Source organism: Streptomyces sp. NPDC002577, assembly GCF_053594815.1.
This window is the reverse complement of the sequence record NZ_JBSFWK010000002.1, coordinates 355,418-377,680: the sequence shown is the minus strand read 5'-3', so window position 1 is coordinate 377,680 and position 22,263 is coordinate 355,418. Positions and strand designations below refer to the sequence as shown.

Annotated in this window: 23 protein-coding genes and 1 pseudogene; 13 read left to right on the top strand and 11 right to left on the bottom strand. The window is 71.3% G+C overall.

Annotated elements, in window-relative coordinates; genetic code table 11:
• Positions 1-41: 41 nt before the first annotated feature.
• Positions 42-1,064 (bottom strand): GNAT family N-acetyltransferase, encoded by a 1,023-nt coding sequence (locus ACWD4J_RS05300; RefSeq protein ID WP_451394024.1) that lies wholly within the window; start codon positions 1,062-1,064, stop codon positions 42-44.
• Between the two features lie 140 nt (positions 1,065-1,204).
• Here ACWD4J_RS05300 and fdxA point away from each other — a divergent pair, with 140 nt between their 5' ends.
• Positions 1,205-1,525 carry a ferredoxin gene (gene fdxA, locus ACWD4J_RS05295; protein WP_018089397.1) on the top strand — a complete coding sequence of 107 codons (321 nt, stop codon included), beginning with the start codon at positions 1,205-1,207 and terminating at the stop codon, positions 1,523-1,525.
• Between the two features lie 172 nt (positions 1,526-1,697).
• Positions 1,698-2,792: a bifunctional succinyldiaminopimelate transaminase/glutamate-prephenate aminotransferase gene (locus ACWD4J_RS05290; RefSeq protein WP_451393936.1), complete on the top strand. Its 1,095-nt coding sequence runs from the start codon at positions 1,698-1,700 to the stop codon at positions 2,790-2,792.
• An 82-nt stretch (positions 2,793-2,874) separates the two neighbouring features.
• Here ACWD4J_RS05290 and ACWD4J_RS05285 read toward each other — a convergent pair whose 3' ends face one another.
• Together ACWD4J_RS05285 and ACWD4J_RS05280 are read right to left on the bottom strand one after the other, a co-directional pair.
• Positions 2,875-3,201 carry an ATP-binding protein gene (locus ACWD4J_RS05285; protein ID WP_451393935.1) on the bottom strand — a complete coding sequence of 109 codons (327 nt, stop codon included), beginning with the start codon at positions 3,199-3,201 and terminating at the stop codon, positions 2,875-2,877.
• A gap of 326 nt (positions 3,202-3,527) precedes the next feature.
• Positions 3,528-4,529, bottom strand: a complete 1,002-nt coding sequence (locus ACWD4J_RS05280) for a heavy metal transporter (protein WP_451393934.1) — start codon at positions 4,527-4,529, stop codon at positions 3,528-3,530.
• 70 nt (positions 4,530-4,599) lie between these two features.
• Here ACWD4J_RS05280 and dapE point away from each other — a divergent pair, with 70 nt between their 5' ends.
• Positions 4,600-5,679, top strand: a complete 1,080-nt coding sequence (gene dapE / locus ACWD4J_RS05275; RefSeq protein WP_451393933.1) for a succinyl-diaminopimelate desuccinylase — start codon at positions 4,600-4,602, stop codon at positions 5,677-5,679.
• Between the two features lie 119 nt (positions 5,680-5,798).
• Positions 5,799-6,551, top strand: coding sequence for an LOG family protein (locus ACWD4J_RS05270; protein ID WP_451393932.1), 753 nt, complete (start codon positions 5,799-5,801; stop codon positions 6,549-6,551).
• 234 nt (positions 6,552-6,785) lie between these two features.
• On the opposite strand, the gene folP is transcribed toward ACWD4J_RS05270, so the two are convergent.
• The gene (gene folP / locus ACWD4J_RS05265) at positions 6,786-7,646 is read right to left on the bottom strand and encodes a dihydropteroate synthase (protein ID WP_451393931.1); all 861 of its coding nucleotides are present in this window, start codon (positions 7,644-7,646) and stop codon (positions 6,786-6,788) included.
• Between the two features lie 219 nt (positions 7,647-7,865).
• Between folP and ACWD4J_RS05260 the strand changes: the two genes are divergently transcribed.
• The gene (locus tag ACWD4J_RS05260) at positions 7,866-8,300 is read left to right on the top strand and encodes a DivIVA domain-containing protein (protein ID WP_451393930.1); all 435 of its coding nucleotides are present in this window, start codon (positions 7,866-7,868) and stop codon (positions 8,298-8,300) included.
• On the top strand, positions 8,297-8,878 hold the full coding sequence (locus ACWD4J_RS05255) for a DNA-3-methyladenine glycosylase I (protein WP_451393929.1): 582 nt from the start codon (positions 8,297-8,299) through the stop codon (positions 8,876-8,878). Before ACWD4J_RS05260 ends, ACWD4J_RS05255 begins: the two co-directional genes overlap by 4 nt.
• Before the next feature lie 48 nt (positions 8,879-8,926).
• On the opposite strand, the gene chcB is transcribed toward ACWD4J_RS05255, so the two are convergent.
• Positions 8,927-9,730 carry a 2-cyclohexenylcarbonyl CoA isomerase gene (chcB, locus tag ACWD4J_RS05250; RefSeq protein ID WP_451393928.1) on the bottom strand — a complete coding sequence of 268 codons (804 nt, stop codon included), beginning with the start codon at positions 9,728-9,730 and terminating at the stop codon, positions 8,927-8,929.
• Between the two features lie 321 nt (positions 9,731-10,051).
• Between chcB and ACWD4J_RS05245 the strand changes: the two genes are divergently transcribed.
• Complete coding sequence (locus tag ACWD4J_RS05245; RefSeq protein ID WP_003966491.1) at positions 10,052-10,219, top strand: DUF3117 domain-containing protein; 168 nt, start codon at positions 10,052-10,054, stop codon at positions 10,217-10,219.
• 128 nt (positions 10,220-10,347) lie between these two features.
• Here ACWD4J_RS05245 and ACWD4J_RS05240 read toward each other — a convergent pair.
• Positions 10,348-11,047: pseudogene (locus ACWD4J_RS05240) on the bottom strand (O-methyltransferase).
• Between the two features lie 142 nt (positions 11,048-11,189).
• Here ACWD4J_RS05240 and sigE point away from each other — a divergent pair.
• The 5 genes from sigE (at position 11,190) to ACWD4J_RS05215 (ending at position 16,361) form a co-directional block, all read left to right on the top strand.
• Positions 11,190-11,993 carry an RNA polymerase sigma factor SigE gene (sigE, locus tag ACWD4J_RS05235; RefSeq protein ID WP_451394023.1) on the top strand — a complete coding sequence of 268 codons (804 nt, stop codon included), beginning with the start codon at positions 11,190-11,192 and terminating at the stop codon, positions 11,991-11,993.
• Complete coding sequence (locus ACWD4J_RS05230; protein ID WP_451393927.1) at positions 11,990-12,952, top strand: anti-sigma factor family protein; 963 nt, start codon at positions 11,990-11,992, stop codon at positions 12,950-12,952. The genes sigE and ACWD4J_RS05230 overlap by 4 nt, the downstream gene beginning before the upstream one ends.
• A 116-nt stretch (positions 12,953-13,068) precedes the next feature.
• Positions 13,069-14,691, top strand: a complete 1,623-nt coding sequence (locus tag ACWD4J_RS05225; RefSeq protein ID WP_451393926.1) for a S1C family serine protease — start codon at positions 13,069-13,071, stop codon at positions 14,689-14,691.
• 301 nt (positions 14,692-14,992) lie between these two features.
• Complete coding sequence (locus tag ACWD4J_RS05220) at positions 14,993-15,451, top strand: sec-independent translocase (RefSeq protein ID WP_451393925.1); 459 nt, start codon at positions 14,993-14,995, stop codon at positions 15,449-15,451.
• 211 nt (positions 15,452-15,662) lie between these two features.
• Positions 15,663-16,361 carry a hypothetical protein gene (locus tag ACWD4J_RS05215; RefSeq protein ID WP_451393924.1) on the top strand — a complete coding sequence of 233 codons (699 nt, stop codon included), beginning with the start codon at positions 15,663-15,665 and terminating at the stop codon, positions 16,359-16,361.
• A 75-nt stretch (positions 16,362-16,436) separates the two neighbouring features.
• Here the strand turns inward: ACWD4J_RS05215 and ACWD4J_RS05210 are convergent, their stop codons facing one another.
• The 3 genes from ACWD4J_RS05210 to ACWD4J_RS05200 form a co-directional block, all read right to left on the bottom strand.
• On the bottom strand, positions 16,437-17,570 hold the full coding sequence (locus tag ACWD4J_RS05210; protein ID WP_451393923.1) for an Mrp/NBP35 family ATP-binding protein: 1,134 nt from the start codon (positions 17,568-17,570) through the stop codon (positions 16,437-16,439).
• A 135-nt stretch (positions 17,571-17,705) separates the two neighbouring features.
• Positions 17,706-18,266 (bottom strand): DUF1003 domain-containing protein, encoded by a 561-nt coding sequence (locus ACWD4J_RS05205; RefSeq protein ID WP_451393922.1) that lies wholly within the window; start codon positions 18,264-18,266, stop codon positions 17,706-17,708.
• Entirely contained in the window at positions 18,256-19,575 is a 1,320-nt protein-coding gene (locus ACWD4J_RS05200; protein WP_451393921.1) for a magnesium transporter MgtE N-terminal domain-containing protein, read from the bottom strand. The genes ACWD4J_RS05205 and ACWD4J_RS05200 overlap by 11 nt, the downstream gene beginning before the upstream one ends.
• A 175-nt stretch (positions 19,576-19,750) precedes the next feature.
• Here ACWD4J_RS05200 and ACWD4J_RS05195 point away from each other — a divergent pair, with 175 nt between their 5' ends.
• Positions 19,751-20,506 (top strand): hypothetical protein, encoded by a 756-nt coding sequence (locus ACWD4J_RS05195; RefSeq protein ID WP_451393920.1) that lies wholly within the window; start codon positions 19,751-19,753, stop codon positions 20,504-20,506.
• 21 nt (positions 20,507-20,527) lie between these two features.
• On the opposite strand, the gene ACWD4J_RS05190 is transcribed toward ACWD4J_RS05195, so the two are convergent.
• Together ACWD4J_RS05190 and ACWD4J_RS05185 are read right to left on the bottom strand one after the other, a co-directional pair.
• Complete coding sequence (locus ACWD4J_RS05190; protein ID WP_451393919.1) at positions 20,528-21,040, bottom strand: hypothetical protein; 513 nt, start codon at positions 21,038-21,040, stop codon at positions 20,528-20,530.
• An 82-nt stretch (positions 21,041-21,122) separates the two neighbouring features.
• Complete coding sequence (locus tag ACWD4J_RS05185) at positions 21,123-22,241, bottom strand: magnesium and cobalt transport protein CorA (protein WP_451393918.1); 1,119 nt, start codon at positions 22,239-22,241, stop codon at positions 21,123-21,125.
• Positions 22,242-22,263: the final 22 nt, after the last annotated feature.

The window sequence follows — 22,263 nt, the reverse complement described above, 5'->3', positions numbered from 1 at the left end:
TCCCGGCTCGGCGCGGCGCGCCCACAACGGCCGGCGGGCCGTCACCCCGCCGACGGCGCCCGATAGTGGTGGTACGCATGGTGCGTCGCGAACCCGAGGCCGTCGTACAGCGCCCGCGCACCCCCGTTGTCGTCCTCCACCTGCAGCCACGCCGCCGAGGCCCCCTCGGACAGAGCCTGGCGCGCAAGCGCCGCCATCACGGCGGTGGCCAGCCCCTGGCGGCGGTACGCCGGATCCACCTCGACCGCCATGAACCCCGTCCAACGGCCGTCCACGACACACCGGCCGATCGCTGCCGGGACGTCCCCGGCGGCACCGGGCACGTAGGCGAACCACACCGACGGGCCCCCGGCCAGTACCGCCCGCACATGGGGCCCGGGCACACTGGTCCGCTTGTAACGCAGGAGCCACCCCTCCCCGGCCTCGTCGAGCGAGCGCGCCAACCGCACCCGTGCAACCGCCTCGTCCGTGCCCGCGTCCGCGATCGGCGCCAGCGGCGCGATCCGCAGCAGCGCGGTCACCTCACGGACCCAGCCGCGCCGCTCCAGCTCCGCGCAGAGCACCTCCTGCGTGCCCTCCGCGCCGGTGGCCGTCTGGATGTACGCGGGCAGATCCCGCTTCCCGTACCAGTCCCGTACGTACGCGAGCGCCTCGTCGAGCGGCATACCCGGATCGCCGGACGGCAGGACGGAGTTCGCGCGCCGGGTGAACCCGCCGGCGGCCCGCAGCTCCCACTCGCCGAGCCGCTCGCACTCCACCGGAGGCCAGGCCCGCGCGGTGATCCGCGCCAGCTCCTCGTACGATGCGGCGGGGCCTCGGCGGCGTGCCGGGGCGGCGGGCACGACCTTGGCCGCGACCAGCGAGGATTCCGGAATCCGGACGCTCTCGCCGGTCCGCCGTGTGATCACGAGCACACCCTCGTCCCAGGATGTGAGAACGCCGACCGTGTCGGTGAACTTCTCACCCTCGGCCGCGTGTTTCTCCACGCGCCGTACCGAGACGCGTTTGCCCACGTCAGCGGCGGAAATACGGACCTCGAGCCGACCGCCCGCCATGAATTCCACAGCTGTGTCCACCCCTCCTGTTCGGATCATGCCCCGGAACGGAGATACTAGATGCGGGCATCGACGACGCCGCGCTCCCGCGCGCCAGGCGGCGGAGCCTGAAGCGGCCCGCCAGCGCCCTATCGAGGAGGAACGACAGCGTGACCTACGTCATCGCGCAGCCTTGTGTCGACGTGAAGGACAAGGCGTGCATCGAGGAGTGCCCGGTCGACTGCATCTACGAGGGCTCCCGGTCCTTGTACATCCACCCGGACGAATGCGTCGACTGTGGTGCCTGTGAGCCGGTCTGCCCGGTCGAGGCGATCTTCTACGAGGACGACACTCCGGAAGAGTGGAAGGACTACTACAAGGCGAACGTCGAGTTCTTCGACGAGCTCGGCTCCCCCGGCGGCGCCAGCAAGCTCGGCCTGATCGAGCGCGACCACCCCTTCATCGCCGCGCTTCCGCCGCAGAACCAGTAAGCGGCCCGCTGGGAGCATCCCAGCCGTCGCTGGAGGAACGTCGTCTCGGTCCCGTACGGTCGCCCGCCGTGCGGGACCGAGGCGTTTGCCCGTATGCGCAGCGCACACACGTATCCGCGGTGCGCATACGGAACGCCGGTACGGAACGTACGAGAAAGTGAGCCCGATCCCCGTGTCCGCAGTCTCCGACAGGCTTCCCACCTTCCCCTGGGACAAGCTCGAGCCGTACAAGGCGACGGCCGCCGCGCACCCCGGCGGCATCGTCGACCTGTCCGTCGGTACCCCGGTCGACCCGGTCCCGGAGCTCGTCCAGAAAGCCCTGATCGCGGCCGCCGACTCCCCGGGCTATCCCACGGTGTGGGGCACGCCCGAGCTGCGCGACGCCCTCACCGGATGGTGCGAGCGGCGGCTGGGCGCGCAGGGCATCACGCACCGCCACGTCCTGCCGGTCGTCGGCTCGAAGGAGCTCGTGGCCTGGCTGCCGACCCAGCTCGGTCTGGGCCCCGGCGACAAGGTCGCCTATCCCCGGCTCGCCTACCCGACGTACGAGGTCGGTGCCCGCCTGGCCCGCGCGGATCACGTCGCCTACGACGACCCAACCGAGCTGGACCCCGCCGGCCTGAAGCTGCTCTGGCTCAACTCGCCCTCGAATCCGACCGGCCGGGTACTGGCCAAGGACGAGCTGATCCGCATCGTCGCCTGGGCGCGCGAGCACGGCATCCTGATCTTCAGCGACGAGTGCTACCTCGAGCTGGGCTGGGAGGCCGACCCGCTGTCGGTTCTGCATCCGGACGTCTGTGGCGGCTCGTACGAGGGGATCGTCTCCGTCCACTCGCTCTCCAAGCGGTCGAACCTGGCGGGTTACCGGGCCGCGTTCCTGGCCGGCGACCCGGACGTGCTCGGCGATCTGCTGCAGATCCGCAAGCACGGCGGGATGATGACGTCCGCGCCGACCCAGGCCGCCGTGGTCGCTGCGCTCGGCGACGAGCGCCACGTCCACGAGCAGCGCGAGCGGTACGCCGCGCGCCGTGCCGCTCTGCGTGACGCCCTGCTGGGGCACGGCTTCCGCATCGAGCACAGCGAGGCCAGCCTCTACCTGTGGGCCACCCGCGACGAGTCCTGCTGGGACACCGTCGCCCACCTCGCCGACCTCGGCATCCTCGTCGCACCGGGCGACTTCTACGGCCCGGCGGGCGACCACTTCGTGCGGGTCGCCTTCACGGCGACGGACGAGCGGGTGGCGGAGGCGGTACGGCGCCTGGGGTGACCGTCGTGGGCCCGTGGGGGTACGCGAAGGGGTCCAGGAAGCTTCATGCTTCCTGGACCCCTTGTCGTGACAGCCGGGACGCTCAGCCGAGCGGCAGCGCGGCCCCCGGCAGCTCCGGAGTCGGGAGGTCCGCCTTCGGCAGGTCCGCCTTCGGCAGCCCCTGCGCGGAACCCACGGCGTGCCCGACCGCCCCCTGCGCGTGCCCCACGACGGGCGCAACGCCCGACTCGACGGCAGGCGCGGCGGAGTCGACGGCGCCGGTGTCGAGCGCGGTCAGCCCGCCCAGGCTGGGCGCGGCGGCGGGCAGGTCGGCGGCGGAGGCGGAGCCCGCCGCAGCGATCACGGGCGCCGCTCCCGCCGCGACGAGCAGAGCGGCACGGGCGATCCGACGGGAGAGAGGGAGGGACATGGTGCTCCTTCAAGAACGAGAGAGATACGTCGAGGAGTCCGGGCCCTTCAGCGGCCGATCCGCTTGATCGCCCCCGGCGCTCGGACGCAGTGACTACCGCTCGAAGACCGGGAAGGTTGCGGTGGCCGAACGTAAAGAATTGGTAATGCGTCGCATTATCGGCTCCGGATAAAAGCGGGCAAATCCATGCCAATTCGATGCCGCCCGAAGCTGCTGCCGATTCCTTACTCCACGGTGTTCTCAAGGGCGTTGGCGGTCCGTGCGACCGCAGGCCAAAGGATGCGCGGGACGCGGCCCCGGGCGCCCCTCACGGGTGAGAGCCCGAACTACTGGCCGCACACGATGAGGACCTCGCCGACGGTCTTCCCGCCGCCGGCGGCGCGCTGACCGGCGCCGTCCGAGGTGTCACCGGCTGCGCTGTCGGCGGTGGCCGCCGTCTGCCACCCGTCCGCCGAATCCGCGGCGGTCCACACCCGGCCCGCGTAGGAGACCCGGTCGATGCCCAGCGCGGTCGCGTTGGCCACGGCCCAGTGCGCCAGTTCCCAGCCGCGCTGCCGGGCGCTGCCCCCGGCCGACGCGGTCTCGGCGACCGGCACGACCACCGTGCCGCTCCCGCGTGGCGAAGGCGATGCGGACACCGACGACGAGGTCTTCTCCGACACCGTCGCGGCGCTGTCCTGCAGCACGCCCGCACCGAAGTCCCGTACGAGGGCCGTGCGCACCCGCGACGGGTCGCCGGCCTGAGTGGCGGTGCGCGTCGTGCAGGTCAGCGATGCCGCCGCGCGGCCGGTCAGCGCGGCGGCAAGGAGTGCGGCGTCCGGCTCGTGCTTCGCGTACGCCTGCGGATAGCCGCTGTGCTGCACGCGCTGCGCGGCGACCGTCAGCGGAAGCCGCGAGTATCCCGGGATCTTGGCCAGATGCTCGTAGAACCGTGCCGCCGCGTACGCCGGGTCCAGGATCTGCTTCGGCGTTCCCCAGCCCTGCGAGGGCCGCTGCTGGAACAGGCCGAGCGAATCCCGGTCGCCGTGGCGGATGTTGTGCAGCCCCGACTCCTGGATCGCGGTGGCCAGCGCGATCGTCACCGCCCGCTCCGGCATGCCGCGCGAGGTGCCGACCGCCGAGATCGTCGCGGCGTTCACCGCCTGCTCGGGAGTGAGCTCGTACGACGCCCAGTCGCCGTCGCCCGCCACGACCTCGCAGCGCGGGGCGGCCCGGCCTCCGTAGAGGTACTGCACGGCCAGGTAGGCCGTGAGCACGAGCAGTGTCGCGACGGCCACCCCGGTACGGAGGAGACGGCCGCGCCGGACGGGGATGGGTGGCTGTGACACGCGTACAAGGTACTGGAGAGTCACAAGGGGGCCGCCAGGCCGGTCCGCCGGGGCGGGTTAGGGTCGCAGCATGGACCGCACCCCGCTCGATCTGTCGCTGGACGCCGCGCAGCTCACCGCTCAGCTCGTCGACTTCCCGTCCGAGAGCGGCCAGGAGAAGCCGCTCGCCGACGCCGTGGAGGCCGCGCTGCGCGCCCTTCCGCACCTCACCGTCGACCGCCACGGCAACAACGTCGTGGCGCGTACGCATCTGGGGCGCCCGGAGCGCGTGATCCTGGCCGGGCACATCGACACCGTGCCGATCGCGGACAACGTGCCGTCCCGGCTCGACGAGGACGGCGTGCTGTGGGGCTGCGGCACCTGCGACATGAAGTCGGGCGTGGCGGTGCAGCTGCGCATCGCGGCCACCGTGCCCGAGCCCAACCGCGATCTGACGTTCGTCTTCTACGACAACGAGGAGGTCGCAGCCCATCTCAACGGTCTGGGGCATGTGGCCGAAGCCCACCCCGACTGGCTGAAGGGTGACTTCGCGGTCCTCCTCGAGCCCTCCGACGGCCAGGTCGAGGGCGGCTGCCAGGGCACGCTGCGGGTGCTGCTGAGGACCAAGGGCGAGCGGGCGCACTCGGCGCGCAGCTGGATGGGGTCGAACGCCATCCACGCGGCCGCGCCGATCCTCGCCCGCCTGGCCGCGTACGAGCCGCGCTACCCCGTGATCGACGGCCTCGAGTACCGCGAGGGCCTCAACGCCGTCCGTATCGAGGGCGGCGTGGCCGGAAACGTCATTCCTGACGAATGCGTCGTGGCCGTCAACTTCCGCTACGCGCCGGACCGCAGCGAGGAGGAGGCCCTGGCGCATGTGCGCGAGGTCTTCGCGGACTGCGGTGTCGAGGAGTTCGTCGTCGACGACCACAGCGGTGCCGCGCTGCCCGGCCTCTCGCACCCGGCCGCCGCGGCCTTCATCGAGGCCGTCGGCGGGACCCCGCAGCCCAAGTACGGCTGGACCGACGTCTCCCGCTTCAGCGCCCTCGGCGTCCCCGCCGTCAACTACGGGCCGGGCAACCCGCACTTGGCGCACAAGCGCGACGAGCGGGTCGAGATCGCGAAGATCCTCGCGGGCGAGGAGCGGCTGCGCGCCTGGCTGACGGCCTGAGCCGCCCTGGCCCCTCGCCGGGCGATGCTCCGCAGTCCGCCGGACACGCCGTGTTACAGCGTTCGTAACGCCCGTAGATCTACGCTGATACGGCAACACGTCAGCGGAAGGGGAGGCACATGGGGAGTCCGGAAGCGCAGGGTCCGCCACCGGAGGAGCAGCGCCTCGGGCCGGTGGTGCGGCGGCGCCAGCAGGTCAAGCCCGGCACCACCGATCAGCGGCTGCTGGACACCGTCGGCGACTCCGACTGGGTGCACACCGACCCCTGGCGGGTCATGCGCATACAGTCGGAGTTCGTGGAAGGCTTCGGCGCCCTCGCCGAGCTTCCCAGTGCGATCAGCGTCTTCGGCTCTGCGCGCACACGACCGGGTGATCCCGAGTACGACGCCGGTGTACGCCTCGGCAAGGGGCTGGCCGAGGCGGGTTTCGCGGTGATCACGGGCGGTGGGCCCGGCGCGATGGAGGCCGCCAACAAGGGGGCGCGGGAGGCGGGCGGCATCTCGGTCGGCCTCGGTATCGAGCTCCCCTACGAGGAGGGCCTCAACCCGCACGTCGACATCGGCGTCAACTTCCGCTACTTCTTCGTCCGCAAGACGATGTTCGTGAAGTACGCGCAGGGTTTCGTGGTGCTGCCCGGCGGTTTCGGCACCCTCGACGAACTCTTCGAGGCGCTGACCCTCGTCCAGACCCGCAAGGTCACCCGCTTCCCGATCGTGCTGTACGGCGCCCACTACTGGGGCGGCCTCGTCGACTGGCTGCACAACACGGTGACCACCCAGGGCAAGGCGTCCCAGAAGGATCTGCTGCTGTTCCACGTCACGGACGACGTGGAGGAGGCCGTGGCCCTGGTGACGAAGGAAGCGGGCCGCTGAGGCCTGCGGCGCGCTGACCGCTGGTGGTCGGCTGGTGCGCCTTCTGCCGGTGGGTGGGTCGGGGCGCCTGCGGGCGGTGGGAGCGCGCCGCTCCCGTTGTGGGCAGGCGTTCCGCAGGGGCGATGGGGGTACCTCCCATGCCGTTCAGGCAATGGGGGAGGGTGGGCACAACCCACGCTGTACGGTGCCCCTCGCGTACGGCCTCAGCGCAGCTTCCAGTGGCCCGCCGGAGGCCTACGCCAGCCCCCTGCGGGCCACCGCCGGAGGCCGGTGGCCCGCGATGGACGTCACCATGTCCAGCACCTGCCTCGTCTCCGCCACCTCGTGCACCCGATAAACCTGGGCGCCCAGCCACGCCGAGACCGCGGTCGTCGCCAGGGTGCCCAGGACCCGTTCCTTGACGGGCTGGTCCAGGGTCTCGCCGACGAAGTCCTTGTTGGACAGCGAGACGAGCACGGGCCAGCCCGTCTCGACCATCTCGCCGAGCCGGCGCGTGGCCTCAAGACTGTGCCGGGTGTTCTTGCCGAAGTCGTGCCCCGGATCGATCAGCACCGACTCGCGCGGCACCCCGAGCGCCACGGCCCGCTGGGCCAGCCCCAGGGTGACCTGCAGGATGTCGGCCATCACGTCGTCGTACTCGGTCCGGTGGGGGCGCGTCCGCGGCTCCGCCCCGCCCGCGTGCGTGCACACCAGGCCCACGCCGTGCCGCGCCGCGACCTCGGCGAGCCTCGGGTCGACTCCGCCCCACGCGTCGTTCAGCAGATCCGCGCCCGCCTCGCAGACCGCCTCGCCGACCTCATGCCGCCAGGTGTCGACGCTGATGATCACGTCGGGGAAGCGCCTGCGCACCTCGGCCACGAAACCGACCGTGCGGCGCGCTTCCTCCTCGGCCGAGACCTCGTCGCCGGGACCGGCCTTGACCCCGCCGATGTCGATGATGGCGGCCCCCTCCGACACCGCCTGCTCGACCCGGGCCAGCGCGGGTTCGTCACGGAACGTGGCGCCCTGGTCGTAGAAGGAGTCCGGGGTCCGGTTCACGATCGCCATGATCACCGGCTCGTGCGCCTCGAATTCGCGCCTGCCCAGCCTGAGCATCCCCTGTGACCCTCCTGATCGCGTTTCCCTGTTCGGCCGCCTGCGACCTTAACTGTCAGCGTCGCATGGCACGATCGGACCCTGACGGTTTCGAGGCCCCGGCTTCGTGCCGGAGGTGTCCGCGCGGGCATTCCGTGCGGTCTGCTCGTACGGATTTTCCGTACGAGCAGGAAAGAGCAGCTTTTCAGAGTCGGTATCCGAGCGTGGGGGACCGGAGAGATGGTCATGTTCTTGTTCTTGGTCGTCGCGCTCGTCGTGGTGGTCGCCGCGGTGACGCTGGCCGTCGTGGGCGGCGGCGAGAGTGCCGTGCTGCCGGAGGCGCCGCCCGAGCGGCTCGTGGACCCGCTGCCCCCGAACCGCCCGGTGGCGCGGACCGACGTGGAGTCGCTGCGCTTCCCGGTGACCGTCCGCGGCTACCGCATGGCGGACGTGGACGACGCGCTCGGCCGCCTCGGCGCCGAGCTGGCCGAGCGGGACGCACGGATCGAGGAGCTCGAGACGGCGCTGGCCGGCGCCCGCGCCCGGTCCGCCGGCGGCTTCGGCGCGCCTGGCGCCCCGGGCCCGTCCCAGGCGTACGGACCCGGGACCGGGCTGTACGGCGCCCAGCACCCCGAGGACGCGCCCGGCCGTCAGGCTCCGGAGGAGGACAGGTGAGCGGCACCGCCCTGGCAGGTCCCGACGGAGCCCTGCGCTGCCCCTGGGCCCTGTCCACGGAAGACTATGTGGCGTACCACGACGAGGAGTGGGGGCGCCCGGTCCACGGCGACGACGCGCTGTACGAGCGGCTGTCCCTGGAGGCGTTCCAGTCGGGGCTGTCGTGGATCACGATCCTGCGCCGCAGAGAGGGTTTCCGCGCCGCCTTCGCGGACTTCAAGATCGCATCGGTGGCGGCCTTCACGGACGCCGAACGCGAGCGTCTGCTCGCCGACCCCGGCATCATCCGCAATCGCGCCAAGATCGACGCGACGCTCGCCAACGCACGCGTGCTCGCCGACTGGTCGCCGGGCGAGCTGGACACCCTGATCTGGTCGTACGCACCGGATCCGGCATCCCGCCCGGTCCCGCGCTCCGTCGAGGACGTCCCCGCGGTCACGGACGAGTCGACGGCGCTGTCCAAGGCCCTCAAGAAGCGCGGGCTGCGCTTCGTCGGCCCGACGACGGCGTACGCCCTGATGCAGGCCTGCGGCCTGGTCGACGACCACCTCGCGGACTGCGTCGCGCGCCGCCCGTGACCGGTCCCCGGGCCCGCCCAGGGGCCGGGGACCGGGGCAGGACGGCCCCTAACGGCCGAGATACGTCGGCTTCGCCTTCTCCACGAACGCCTGCACCGCGATCGTGTGGTCCTCGGAGCTGCCCGCCCTGGTCTGGAGCTCGTCCTCCTTCTCCAGCGCCTCGTCGAGCGAGTGGGACGCCCCGTACGCGAGCGACTCCTTGAGCGCCGCATACGCCACACTGGGGCCCTCGGCCAGCGCCCTGGCCACCTGCTGGGCCACGGCGGCCACGTCCGCCGCCGGTACGAGGCGGCTCGCGATGCCCAGCTCGTATGCCTCCTGCGCCTTGATGGTGCGCGGGAAGAGCAGCAGGTCGGCGGCGCGGCCCGGGCCCACGACCCGCGGCAGCGTCCAGGAGACGCCCGAGTCGGCGGTCAGGGCGACCCCGGCGAAGGAGGTGTTGAAGCTGGCCGTGTCCGCGACGACGCGGTAGTCGGCGCAGAGCGCGAAGCCGAAGCCGGCGCCGGCCGCGACGCCGTTGACGCCCGCCACCACGGGCTTCGGCATGCCGGTGAGCGCCCGGACGATGGGGTTGTAGTGCTCCCGGACGGTGCGCATGGTGACGCTGGTCCCCGTCTCGCGGTCCGTCGCCAGCAGGCCGATGTGCTCCTTGAGGTCCTGGCCGACGCAGAACGCCCGGTCGCCTGCGGCCGTGAGCAGCACGGCACGGACCGCCTGGTCCCGGGCGGCCGACTCGGCCGCGTCCCGCAGGGCGACCTTGGTCTCGGTGTTCAGCGCGTTCATCGCCTCGGGGCGGTTCAGCGTGATCGTCGCGAGTCCGTCGCGCACCTCGTAGAGCACGGTGTCGGCCATGGCGGGTCCCCTCCTGGGTAGCGGCTCAGGTGTTGCCTCGACGTCTCAGGACAGCATGTCGGAGATCATCTGGCGTGGGCATGTGACCTGTATCAAAGAATTCCGGTCCGGCCGAACGGGCGATTCGGAGCAGTATCAGAACGACATCGCCGAATTGAGTGGTTTTGCGAAAGTGCGTTGCCCAAGCGATGCCGACCGATGTTGGTCATCGGGTCATGAGATGCGGGATAATGGCCTGGAAGCAATGTGTTCGAGGCCGGTGACGCGTGCCCTTCGTGGGCCGACGGCTGACGATGAGCGGTTTCAGGAAGGGGAACGAGCATGGCGGCCATGAAGCCGCGGACGGGTGATGGCCCGCTCGAGGTGACCAAGGAGGGGCGGGGCATCGTCATGCGCGTTCCGCTCGAAGGCGGCGGACGGCTTGTCGTCGAGCTGACCCCGGACGAGGCCGACGCGCTCGGCGACGCCCTCAAGAAGGTCGTCGGCTGACGCGGAGCGCCCACACCTTTTTGCAGCTGCCCCGGCATCGTACGTGCTGCCGGGGCAGAGCTGTGTCAGGGGGCCTTTCCTGCTTCTTGCCGAGCGCTTTCCTGATTTCCCGACCCTGCGGGGCAGCCCTATTTCTTGACCGCGCAGAGCAGCCCGTCGCCCACGGGCAGCAGCGAAGGCACCAGGTCCTGACTCTCCCGTACCGTGCGGAGCAGCTCACGCTGGCGCAGCACCTCGGCCGGCTGCGGGCCCGGGCCGATCGTCCGGCCGTCCGAGAAGACGCCCTCGAAACAGACGAGACCGCCGGGACGCAGAAGCCGCAACGATTCAGCGAGATAGTCGAGGCACTCCATACGGTCGCCGTCGCAGAAGACGAGGTCATAACCGCTGTCCGCGAGCCGCGGGAGTACGTCGAGAGCGCGGCCGGGGATGAACCGGGCCCGGTTGCCCGCGAAACCGGCCGCCCGGAATGCCTGGCGCGCGAACTGCTGGCGCTCCGGCTCGGGGTCCACCGTGGTCAGCACCCCGTCCGAGCGCATCCCGTGCAAGAGATGAATTCCGGACACCCCGGTCCCGGTGCCGATTTCGGCCACGGCCTTCGCGCCCACGGTCGCGGCGAGCATCCGCAGTGCGGCGCCGGTGCTGGGCGACACGGGACGCAGGCCTGCGTCCCGGGCGCGGTCGCGGGCCCAGAGCAGTGCCTCGTCCTCGGCGACATAGGCGTCGGCGAACGCCCAGCTCGTCTGCCGGTAGCCGGTAATGGCCCTCTCCTGTTCCCCGTAGTTGCCTGGCCGTGACTGTAGCCGCTGGCCCTGGGAACCCGGAGATGGGACCGGGCGTTTAGAGGGGTGGGAAGGGGACGGGGGGCTATCGGATGGATCAGGACGGCAAGCAAGTCCAGACGCAAGACCAGAAGCGCACATCAAATTCACGGAAAAGTGCTTATACGGAGCTAACGGGCGAGGTGGCTATGGTAGGGGCTCCACTGGACACCACCAGAGCCGACAGGGGAGGTGCGGCTGCGCCTGTGGATCGGAGAGGAGCGCTGCGGCGCTTTCTCAGGTCGGCGGGTGAGCCGAAATCCGTGACCGACACCGCTGATCGATTCCGCACCCAGGCCTTCAAGGGCATGGGAGGCGCGTCCACCGCCGAATCCGTATCGACCGCGACCTTCGCCACCGACGCGGATTCCCAGGCGTGGACTCCGCCCACGTGGGAGGAGATCGTCAGCACCCACAGCGGGCGGGTCTACCGGCTGGCGTACCGCCTGACCGGCAACCAGCACGATGCCGAGGACCTCACGCAGGAGGTCTTCGTCCGCGTCTTCCGCTCCCTGTCGACGTACACGCCGGGCACCTTCGAGGGCTGGCTGCACCGCATCACGACGAACCTGTTCCTGGACATGGTGCGCCGCAAGCAGCGCATCCGTTTCGACGCCCTCGGCGATGACGCGGCGGAGCGGCTGGCCAGCCGCGAGCCCACCCCGCAGCAGGCGTTCCACGACACCCACTTCGACGCCGACGTCCAGCAGGCCCTCGACACCCTGGCGCCCGAGTTCCGCGCCGCCGTCGTGCTGTGCGACATCGAAGGACTGTCGTACGAGGAGATCGCCGCGACCCTCGGCGTGAAGCTCGGCACCGTCCGCAGCCGGATCCACCGTGGCCGCTCGCAGCTTCGCAAGGCCCTCCAGCACCGGTCGCCGGAGGCCCGTGCGGACCGTCGCACCCTCGTGACCGCGGTACCCGCGCTGGGAGGAGGGGGCGCGACCGCGTGAGTGGATCACGTCCTACACCCGCAGAGCAGCATCTGGGAGACCGGCTCGCCGCCCTCGTCGACGGTGAGCTCAGCCATGACTCGCGCGAGCGTGTCCTTGCGCATCTCGCCACCTGTGCCAAGTGCAAGGCCGAGGCAGACGCGCAGAGGCGGCTGAAGAACGTCTTCGCGGAAGCCGCCCCTCCGCCGCCCTCGGAAACCTTCCTCGCGCGCCTTCAGGGGCTGCCCGGAGGTGATGCCGAAGGCGACCCCTTCGGTGGGGGAGGCCTCGGGGGGAACGGAGTCTTCGGCATAAGGCAGGGCGCGTCCTTCGAGTACGTCCCGACGGCCGCCCACGCCGGACTGCTCCCCGGTGAGGAGCGCGGCTTCCGCATCCATGACGTCGGCCGTCACGACGGCCGCTCCGCGTCGCGCGGAAGGCGGTTCGCCTTCGCCGCTGCCGGTGCGGTGTCGCTCGCCGCGATCGCGCTGGGCGGGGTGTCCACGGGGGTGCCGGCGGGTACCACCGACGCGCGTGGCGGCTCCGGCGCCGGCTCCAACGTGACCCCGTTCCGTACGCAGACCGCGGGGGCCCTCAACACCCCCGATTCCCTGCGCCGCCGCAGCAGCGGTCCGCTGCTGGCGCAGGGGCAGCGACCGGGAGGCGCTCTCTCGGATCCGGTGGACTCCACGGAGGCGGGTGCCCCGCTGCTGTCCGCGCTGCCCTCACCGGCATTCGGTGGGCTCGGTTCGGGGCTCGGTGCGGGTCTCGGCACGGGGCAGACGCTGCACCCGCTCATGGCGCCCGTCGTCGCCGGCGCCGCCGCCATGTCCCCGCTCATACGCCCGGTGCCGCTCGCCCCGGTGACGACCGACGCACCCGCGGAGCTCATGGGCCCCGCGGGCCCGGTGTGGGAGATCACCGCGACGCCGATGCCCGGAGCCTCCTCGTCCGCCAGGACCACGGCACCTCTCCGCTGACGCCTGCTCTGCGCCAGGGTGACCAGCCCGTGCCGGGCTGAACCTTGCTCTGCGCCGTGGCCTGTGAACCTGGTTGAATCGCCGGGTGGGCCGCGCCCGTAGGGTCGACGACGGGCGTGGAGTGGACGATTCGGTCCGCGGTGATCATCGCGGGGCTGCCCGCGGGGCGCGCCCCGCGGGCCGGGTGTGGGGAGAGCATGGACGAGGGCAAGCCCACGAAGCAGGGGCCGGGCGGCGAGCACGTTTCCGAGCACGTTTCGGAGGGGCCTGTCGGGGGGCACGAGCCGCAGACACCGGCCGGGGACGCCCCCTGGGGTCCGGGCGGCCGGGACGCGCCTGTGGCGGGCGGTATGCCGCAGACGATGACCCCGCCCGAGGCAGGCCCGCAGCCCCCGCCTCACCCGCAGCATGACCTCGCCCAGGGCCCCGTGCCACCCCAGCGGGGACTGCCGCAAGACGCCGCACCCCAGCAAGCGCCGCCGGCGTACGGCGGGCCCCTGCTCGCGCCGCAGCCCCCCATGCCCCAGCCCCCGGCCGGTTCCGGTGCGCACTGGCAGCAGTACGACCCCTGGCGGGCGGCGCCGCTGCAGCAGAACGGGGCCGTGCAGGTGTCCCCGGAGCGGCGGCGGAAGCGAGCCAGGAGGGTGCTGGTCGTCGGAGCGGCGCTCATCGCTCTCGTCTCCGGTGGTGTGGGCGGCGCGATCGGCGCCTATCTGGAGCGCAACGGCGGGGTGAGCGAGGTCGAACTCCCGCAGGCCGCGGCGGAGTCCACGGACCGTGCCCCGGGCAGCGTCGCCGGGATCGCGGCCAGCGCGCTGCCGAGCGTCGTGACGCTGCATGTGAGCGGCGACGACGGGCAGGGCACCGGCACCGGGTTCGTCCTCGACGACCGCGGTCACATCCTCACCAACAACCACGTCGTGGAGCCCGCGGGCACCGGCGGCGAGATATCGGTGACGTTCAGCGGAGGCCAGACCGCCGACGCGGAGGTCGTGGGACGCGACAGCGGCTACGACCTCGCCGTCGTCAAGGTCTCCGGCGTGAGCGGCCTCCGACCGCTGCCGCTCGGGAACTCCGACAACGTCCGGGTCGGCGATCCGGTCGTGGCCATCGGTGCCCCCTTCGACCTGGCCAACACCGTGACGTCCGGGATCATCAGCGCCAAGGAGCGGCCCATCACGGCGGGCGGCGAGAAGGGCGACGGGAGCGACGTCTCGTACGTCGACGCGCTGCAGACCGACGCACCCATCAACCCCGGCAACTCGGGTGGTCCTCTGGTCGACTCCAAGGCCCGCGTCATCGGTATCAACAGCGCCATCCGGTCCGCCGACAGCGGATCGGACCTGGACGGCGGCCAGGCCGGCTCCATCGGGCTGGGCTTCGCCATCCCCGTCAACCAGGCCAAGCGCGTGGCCGAGGAGCTCATCAACACGGGGAAGGCCACGCACCCCGTGATCGGCGTCACCCTCGACATGGATTACACGGGTGACGGCGCCCGCGTCGCCACGAAAAGCAACGACGGCGCATCGCCGGTCAACCAGGGCGGTCCCGGCGACAAGGCGGGGATCACGGCGGGCGACGTCATCACCGCGGTCGACGGCCGGCGCGTCCACTCGGGCGAGGAGCTCATCGTCAAGATCCGGGCCCATCGCCCCGGTGACCGCCTGGAGCTGATGCTGAAGCGGGGCGGAGACGAGGAGAAGCTCACACTGGTCCTCGGCTCGTCGGAGGGCGACTGAGGACTGCCAGGAGGCCCGGACTGTCCGGACTCCCCGGGGCTCCCCGCTCCGGCTCCCCGGACGGCCGACGGCCCTCCGGGGGCTGTTCCAAGGCTCCTTCGGGGGTTACCGGACAGCCGTCGGCCGACACCGACCGACCGGGCGGTACCCAAGAGCCGGGTGTGAATTCACCGCGAATGGCGGTGCGCCTGAATCCGGGAGCCCGGGACGGTACCCGATCGACAGGATCGGCGGGTACCGTGGAGCCGGTCCGGACCACGCACGACCTGCCGCGGGCCGAGGACATCGCAAGGAGCGCTAGGTGTTCAATGACATAGGACCACTCGAGCTGGTGACGCTCGTCGTCCTTGCCGTGCTCGTCTTCGGCCCGGACAAGCTCCCCAAAATGATTCAGGACGTCTCGCGGACCATTCGCAAGATCCGCGAGTTCTCGGAGAGCGCCAAGCAGGACATCCGGCAGGAACTGGGCCCGGAGTTCAAGGACTTCGAGTTCGAGGACCTCAACCCGAGGACGTTCATCCGCAAGCAGCTGGACAACGACGACCTGGGGCTGAAGGAGATCCGCAACGGCTTCGACCTGAAGAAGGAGATGGCCGAGGTCACCGACGCCGTGCACGGCCGCGACAGCGACTCGTCCGCCGCGTCGTCCGGTTCCTCGGGCTCCTCGTCGGGGGCTTCCGGCGGCAGCGTCGACATGACCAAGAAGCGCCAGGCCATCGAGCCGGACGAGCGCCCGCCGTTCGACGCCGACGCGACCTGAGCCGAGCGCGCGGCGACGTCGTGACACCGTCGGCCCGGTAGGCCATTCGGCCTATATACCGGACGACCGGTACGACTCACGTATTTCCCGCATACCGGACTCCGGGAACCGGTGTGGCTATCCTGCCTTGTTGTTGTACGGACCGGATGTGAGGTCGCCCGTGGGGGGCGGGCCGCCCCGGTCCGACGAGAGCGAGGAGGCGTCCGGCCAGATGGAGACGACAAGTCGGGTAGATGCGCAGCCGTCGGCCGATGGGGGCACCTCCGATGCCCTTGAGGCCCTGCAGGAGGGTGAACAACAGGCCCCCGCCGTATCCGTCGCCCGGGAGACGCTCGAAGGCTTCCTGCTGGCGCCCTTTCCCTGGTACGGCCTCGACGAGGCCTTCACGGGGCCGCGCCGGCTGATGAGTGTCGGTACCGCCGCCGACGGCACTGTGGAACACGGTTCGATCGCGCACGGCGACGAGCCCACGGTGCGCGGCGATGCCCAGGAGGAGAAGGAGCGCTTCGCGGTCGTGGTGACCGTCGCGGCGAACCCCGTGCGGCGCAGCGCCGACGGGACAGGGCTGCTCGAAGCCACCTCGGTGTCCTCCGTGGCCTGGCTTGCGGGGGTCGGTCTGCTGTCGGTCACCTGGCCCGCCCAGATGGACTACACGCTGCGTGACGACTGGCTGGAGCAGCAGACGGAGACCGCGTGGGCGCTTGCGGACGATCTTGAGGGGGCCGAGTGGTCGACGCTGTCCCTGCCGGTCGACGGGGTGCCGACGCCCTTCCGTTACCGCGAGTCCGAGTTCGGCTGGGTGCTGGCCGGGTCCACGCCCGAAGGGGTTCATGTGGGGGCGTACGGGCGGGGGATGAGCGCGTACGGAGTGGGCTTCTCGGTGATCCAGGACATCGCGTCGTACGCCTAGCCGCCGGGCTGAGCGAAAAGGGGCGCCGTCTCGTGACGGCGCCCCTTCCGTGTGACCTGCGTATGAGCCAGGCGGCTAGAACTTGTTCTTCGGCGTGATGCCCAGGGACAGGCCCGCCAGGCCCCGCTGGCGGCCGCCCAGCTTGCCGGCGATGGTGCGCAGGGCCGTGCCGGCCGGGGAGTCGGGGTCCGTCAGGACGACCGGCTTGCCCTCGTCGCCGCCCTCGCGCAGGCGTACGTCGATCGGGATGGAGCCGAGGACCGGGACGTTCGTGCCGGTGGTCTTCGTCAGGCCGTCGGCGACCAGCTGGCCGCCGCCCGTGCCGAACACGTCGACCATCTCGTCGCAGTGCGGGCACGGCAGGCCCGACATGTTCTCGACGACGCCCACGATCTTCTGGTGGGTCTGCACGGCGATGGAGCCGGCCCGCTCGGCGACCTCGGCCGCGGCCTGCTGGGGCGTGGTGACGACGAGGATCTCGGCGTTGGGGACGAGCTGCGCGACCGAGATCGCGATGTCACCCGTGCCCGGCGGCAGGTCGAGGAGCAGGACGTCCAGGTCGCCCCAGAAGACGTCCGCGAGGAACTGCTGCAGCGCGCGGTGCAGCATCGGGCCGCGCCATACGACGGGCGCGTTGCCCGGCGTGAACATGCCGATCGAGATGACCTTCACGCCGTTCGCGGACGGCGGCATGATCATGTTCTCGACCTGGGTCGGACGCCCGTCCACGCCCAGCATCCGGGGCACCGAGTGGCCGTAGATGTCCGCGTCCACGACGCCGACCTTCAGCCCGTCCGCCGCCATCGCCGCAGCCAGGTTCACCGTCACCGAGGACTTGCCGACGCCGCCCTTGCCGGACGCCACCGCGTACACGCGCGTCAGCGAGCCCGGCTTGGCGAAGGGCACCTCGCGCTCGGCCTGGCCGCCGCGCAGTGCGGTGGCGAGCTCGCGGCGCTGCTCGTCGCTCATCACGTCCAGCGACACATCGACGCGTGTGACGCCCTCGACCTTCGCGACCGCGTCCGTCACGCTCCTGGTGAGGGTCTCGCGCATCGGGCAGCCGGAGACGGTGAGATAGATCGTGACCGCGACGGCACCGTCCGACCCGATCTCCACCGATTTGACCATCCCCAGTTCGGTGATGGGTCGTCCGATCTCGGGGTCGTTCACCGTCGCCAGTGCTGTGCGCACCGCGTCTTCCGTAGCCATAAGGACGATGGTACGGCGCCGGGCGGGGGGCCCGGAAAGGCCCTCAGCGGTCGCTTGGGTCACGTCGCGGGGGCCGAGTGGGCCACATCCCGGGAGACGAGTGGGACACGTCTCAGCGGTCGTGTGGCTCATGTCTCAGCGGTCGCTCAGATCACTTCCGCGGCCGCCGTCCGGGCGGATGACGACGTGCTGCTCCTCGAGGTCCCGGATCATGTCCTGGATCTCGGAGCGGATCCAGTCGCGCGTCGCCACCTCGCCAAGGCCCATACGCAGCGCGGCGATCTCCCGCGTGAGGTACTCCGTGTCCGAGATGGAGCGCTCGTTCTGCTTGCGGTCCTGTTCGTACTGGACGCGGTCGCGGTCGGCCTGGCGGTTCTGGGCGAGCAGGATGAGCGGGGCGGCGTAGGAGGCCTGCAGCGAGAGCATCAGCGTCAGGAAGATGAACGGGTACTCGTCCCAGCGCAGCCCCGGCGGGCCGAACACGTTCCAGACGACCCACACGACGATGGTGACCGTCATCCAGAGGATGAACCGCCAGGTGCCGAGGAAGCGGGCGATCCGCTCCGACATCCGCCCGAAGGCCTCCGGGTCGTACTCGGGCAGCATCCGGCGGCGCTGGGGCAGCGGCTGGTCCAGGCGGAACCTGGGCTGCCGGGGCGCCTCGGTACGGCTCTCGCGATCGCGTTCAGGCGCCACCGGCCGCCTCCCCGGCCATGTGGAACTCCGACTCCCGCCAGTCCTCGGGCAGCATGTGGTCGAGGACGTCGTCCACCGTGACCGCGCCAAGGAGTGATCCGCTCTCGTCCACGACGGGTGCCGCCACCATGTCGTACGTCGCGAAGAACCCCGCCACCGCGGGCAGCGCGGTCTCCGGGGTGAGTGCCTGCAGATCCTCGTCGAGCAGCGAGCCGACCAGCGTGAACGGCGGGTCGCGCAGGAGCCGCTGGAAGTGCACGGTGCCCAGGAACTTGCCGGTCGGGGTCTCGTCCGGCGGGCGGCACACATACACCTGGGCGGCGAGCGCGGGGGACAGGTCCGGGTTGCGCACGCGCGCGAGGGCGTCCGCGACCGTCGCGTCGGGCCGCAGCACGATCGGCTCGGTCGTCATCAGTCCGCCCGCCGTGCGCTCCTCGTACGCCATCAGCCGGCGCATGTCGGCGGCGTCGTCCGGCTGCATCAGGCTCAGCAGCCGCTCCTGGTCGTCCTCCGGCAGCTCGGAGAGCAGATCGGCCGCGTCGTCCGGGTCCATCGCCTCCAGGACGTCCGCTGCCCGCTCCTCTTGCAGCTTGCCGAGGATCTCGATCTGGTCGTCCTCGGGCAGCTCCTCGAGCACGTCGGCGAGCCGGTCGTCGTCGAGGGCCGCGGCTACCTCGGCGCGGCGCTTGGCGGAGAGGTGGTGCAGCACGTTCGCCAGGTCGGCGGGGCGCAGCTGTTCGAAGGTGGCCAGTAGGCTCTCGGCACCCTGCCCCGTCTCCTCGAGCGAGAAGCCCGTGACGGCCGACCACTCGACGGTGAGCGTCTCGCCCTTGTGCCGCCGGAAGGTGCCTCCTGCCTTCCCGCCACTCGACCAGGGAAGCCCTCCGCGCTTCCCTGGCTGCTTCCGTACGAACACACGGTCGATCTCCCAGTCGCGCCGGGCCGGCAGCGAGTGGATCGACACGTCGAGGACGGTCACCTCCTCGTCCGTCTCGACGAGGCGCACCCGGCGGTCGAGCATCTCGCCGAGGACGAGCCGCTCGGTCGGCCGCTGCTCGAAGCGCCGCACGTTCATGACGCCGGTGCTGATGACCTGGCCCGACTCGATACCGGTCACCCGGGTCATGGGGAGGAAGATCCGGCGGCGGCTGGAGAGTTCGACGACGAGCCCGAGGAGCCGCGGCGGCCGGCGACCGACCCGGAGCATGGCGACGAGATCGCGCACCCGCCCCACCTGATCGCCGTTCGGGTCGAAGACGGCGACACCGGCGAGGTGCGAGACGAAGATCCGGGGGGCGCTCGCTGCCATGGCACGCGCCTCCTGTTCGCGCCGTTTGTCCCGTTGTTACGGGCTTCAGGCTAGCCCGTCCAGGTCGCATCCGCCCTGGCAGGAGGTCCGGACGGACTGGCTCCGCTACAGCACGGAGGCACGGGTACGCTGCCGTACGCCGTTGAGGACAACCGCATGAGAGGCAGCCCCACCTGTGTCTGCATTTCCCCAGGGCCGGACCCGCAGGGTCGCACTGGTAAGCACGATGTGCGCCGGGCTGGTCGCCGTGGGGGGTGTGCTGACGGGCTGCAGCGAGGATCCCGACGCGGGGACGAACGGGGTCGGGAAGCTGCCCCCGGCGCAGATCCAGAGCAGGACGCTGAAGGCCGCCGAGGGCGCGGAGTCGGTCCGGCTGTCCGGCAAGGTCGTGGTGAGCGGTCGCACGTACGAGCTCGACATGCGCCTCACGGACGACGGTGGAAGCGGTTCGGTCACGACGAAGGGCAGCACGTTCGGGCTGCTGCGGGTCGGCAAACACCTCTATCTGAAGGCCGACGCGGACTTCTGGGGCCAGGACGACAAGGCGGGCGGCGGCCAGTCGGGCGGAGCGGCGGCCGACAAACTCGACGGCAAGTACGTGAAGGTGCCGCAGGGCGACCCCTCGTACAAGCAGCTCAGCGGCTTCACGGACAAGGGTGTGCTGCTCGACGGGCTGCTGACGCTGCACGGCACGCTGGACAAGGGGGACCACTCCAGCGCGGACGGGGTCCGCACCATCGAGGTCACCGGGGACAAGGGTGCGGGGGGCGCGCTCGCGGTGTCCCTGGAGGGCACGCCCTATCCCCTGCGCCTCGAGCGCGCCGGGAACGCCGGCACGCTTCAACTCTCCGAGTGGGGCAAGGACTTCAAGCTCGCGGAGCCCACGGAGAAGCGGACGGTGGACTACGGGAAGCAGCTGCCTACGTCGTAGGTGCCGGCCCCACTCGACAAGTCAGGAGCGGCGGCGCCCGCGGCGCAGCAGCAGGCGTGGCAGGGCCGCCGGGATCGGCCGCCGCGTCGTCGCCGCGCTCGCCAGGGGTGCGGCGGCCAGCGAGCCGTCCGGCAGCTCCGCCGTCGTCCCCAGCGGCTCGAGCCGCAGCACGCGGCACTCGCGCGCCCACCGCTCCGGCATGGCCTCGCCGTCCGGCGCGTTCAGCCGCTTGCCCTTGAGTTCGCTGACGGCGGCGTCCCACTCGGGCGAGCCCGCGGGGAGCTCCGCGATCCTCGCGGCCCACTCGACGATGCGGCCGCCCTTGTCCTTGCTGCGTACGGTGACGGTCGCGGTGCCCCCGTCGGCGAGCCCAGGGAGCGGCTGCTCACCGGGCCCGTCGCCGACCACATGGGCGGCGCCCTCGTGCCACGCGTGCCACAGCGCCCGGGCCGGGCCGCTGCCCTGCACCCAGATGAGCCCGGACTTCTTGGTGGCCTCCTCGACGAGGGCCTGGTCGAGCAGGGGATCCGTCATGGGACCAGCGTAGTGACGGCCCGGCGGCGGGCGACAACCGCGTCGCCCGACCCCGCCAGCGGGCCGCCCCGCCCCGGCCCCGTCAGAGCCACCCGTTCCGCTTCAGCGTGCGGTGGATGGTCAGACAGATGCCCACGGTCACCCCGAGCACCAGCGGGTACCCGAACTTCCAGTGCAGCTCCGGCATGTACTGGAAGTTCATCCCGTACACACCGCACACCATCGTCGGCACGGCGATGATCGCCGCCCAGGACGTGATCTTGCGCATGTCCTCGTTCTGCGCGACGGACGCCTGGGCGAGGTTGGCCTGCAGGATCGAGTTGAGCAGCTCGTCGAAGCCGACGACCTGCTCCTGCACGCGCGCGAGGTGGTCGGCCACGTCCCGGAAGTACTTCTGGATGTCCGGGTCGATCAGCCGCATCGGGCGCTCGCTGAGCAGCTGCATGGGCCGGGCGAGCGGCGCCACCGCCCGCTTGAACTCCAGCACCTCGCGCTTGAGCTGGTAGATCCGCCCGGCGTCGACACCGCGCGAGACGCCGCCCTTGCGGCCCGGCGTGAAGACCTCGGTCTCGACCTCGTCGATGTCGTCCTGCATGGCGTCGGCGACCGCGAGATAGCCGTCGACGACATGGTCGGCGACGGCGTGCAGCACGGCCGACGGCCCCTTGGCGAGCAGCTCGGGCTCCTCCTGCAGCCGGTGCCGCAGTGCCCGCAGCGACCCCTGGCCGCCGTGCCGCACGGTGATGAAGAAGTCCCGGCCGGTGAAGCACATCACCTCGCCGGTCTCCACGACCTCACTGGTCGCGGTGAGTTCGGCGTGCTCGACGTAGTGCACGGTCTTGAAGACGGCGAACAGCGTCTCGTCGTAGCGCTCGAGCTTGGGCCGCTGGTGGGCGTGGACGGCGTCCTCGACGGCCAGCGGGTGCAGTCCGAACTCGGCGGCGATGCCCGCGAATTCGGCTTCCGTGGGCTCGTGCAGCCCGATCCAGGCGAAACCGCCGTCACGGCGGACGTGGAGCATCGCCTGGTGCGGCGTCAGGGTCTCGTAGGAGGTGACGCGGTGGCCGTCGCGGTAGACGGCGCAGTCCACGACGGCGGAGGGCGTCGCGGGGTCACGGGTCGTGTCGTACGCGCTGTAGCTGCCGCCGTCCTTGCGCAGTGAGGGACGGACGGCGGCACGCAGGTCGCGGATCATCGACATGGGCAGGCTCCTTCGCAACAGA

What these genes read in the sequence shown, in the direction of transcription:
- sigE (WP_451394023.1), top strand. Translation starts at nt 11,190, where the DNA reads ATGGTAGGGGCTCCACTGGACACCACCAGAGCCGACAGGGGAGGTGCG.
- folP (WP_451393931.1), bottom strand. Translation starts at nt 7,646, where the DNA reads ATGCTCAGGCTGGGCAGGCGCGAATTCGAGGCGCACGAGCCGGTGATC.
- chcB (WP_451393928.1), bottom strand. Translation starts at nt 9,730, where the DNA reads ATGGCCGACACCGTGCTCTACGAGGTGCGCGACGGACTCGCGACGATC.
- ACWD4J_RS05200 (WP_451393921.1), bottom strand. Translation starts at nt 19,575, where the DNA reads ATGGCAGCGAGCGCCCCCCGGATCTTCGTCTCGCACCTCGCCGGTGTC.
- ACWD4J_RS05245 (WP_003966491.1), top strand. Translation starts at nt 10,052, where the DNA reads ATGGCGGCCATGAAGCCGCGGACGGGTGATGGCCCGCTCGAGGTGACC.
- dapE (WP_451393933.1), top strand. Translation starts at nt 4,600, where the DNA reads ATGGACCGCACCCCGCTCGATCTGTCGCTGGACGCCGCGCAGCTCACC.
- ACWD4J_RS05215 (WP_451393924.1), top strand. Translation starts at nt 15,663, where the DNA reads ATGGAGACGACAAGTCGGGTAGATGCGCAGCCGTCGGCCGATGGGGGC.
- ACWD4J_RS05285 (WP_451393935.1), bottom strand. Translation starts at nt 3,201, where the DNA reads ATGTCCCTCCCTCTCTCCCGTCGGATCGCCCGTGCCGCTCTGCTCGTC.
- ACWD4J_RS05270 (WP_451393932.1), top strand. Translation starts at nt 5,799, where the DNA reads ATGGGGAGTCCGGAAGCGCAGGGTCCGCCACCGGAGGAGCAGCGCCTC.
- ACWD4J_RS05210 (WP_451393923.1), bottom strand. Translation starts at nt 17,570, where the DNA reads ATGGCTACGGAAGACGCGGTGCGCACAGCACTGGCGACGGTGAACGAC.
- ACWD4J_RS05260 (WP_451393930.1), top strand. Translation starts at nt 7,866, where the DNA reads ATGGTCATGTTCTTGTTCTTGGTCGTCGCGCTCGTCGTGGTGGTCGCC.
- ACWD4J_RS05190 (WP_451393919.1), bottom strand. Translation starts at nt 21,040, where the DNA reads ATGACGGATCCCCTGCTCGACCAGGCCCTCGTCGAGGAGGCCACCAAG.
- ACWD4J_RS05185 (WP_451393918.1), bottom strand. Translation starts at nt 22,241, where the DNA reads ATGTCGATGATCCGCGACCTGCGTGCCGCCGTCCGTCCCTCACTGCGC.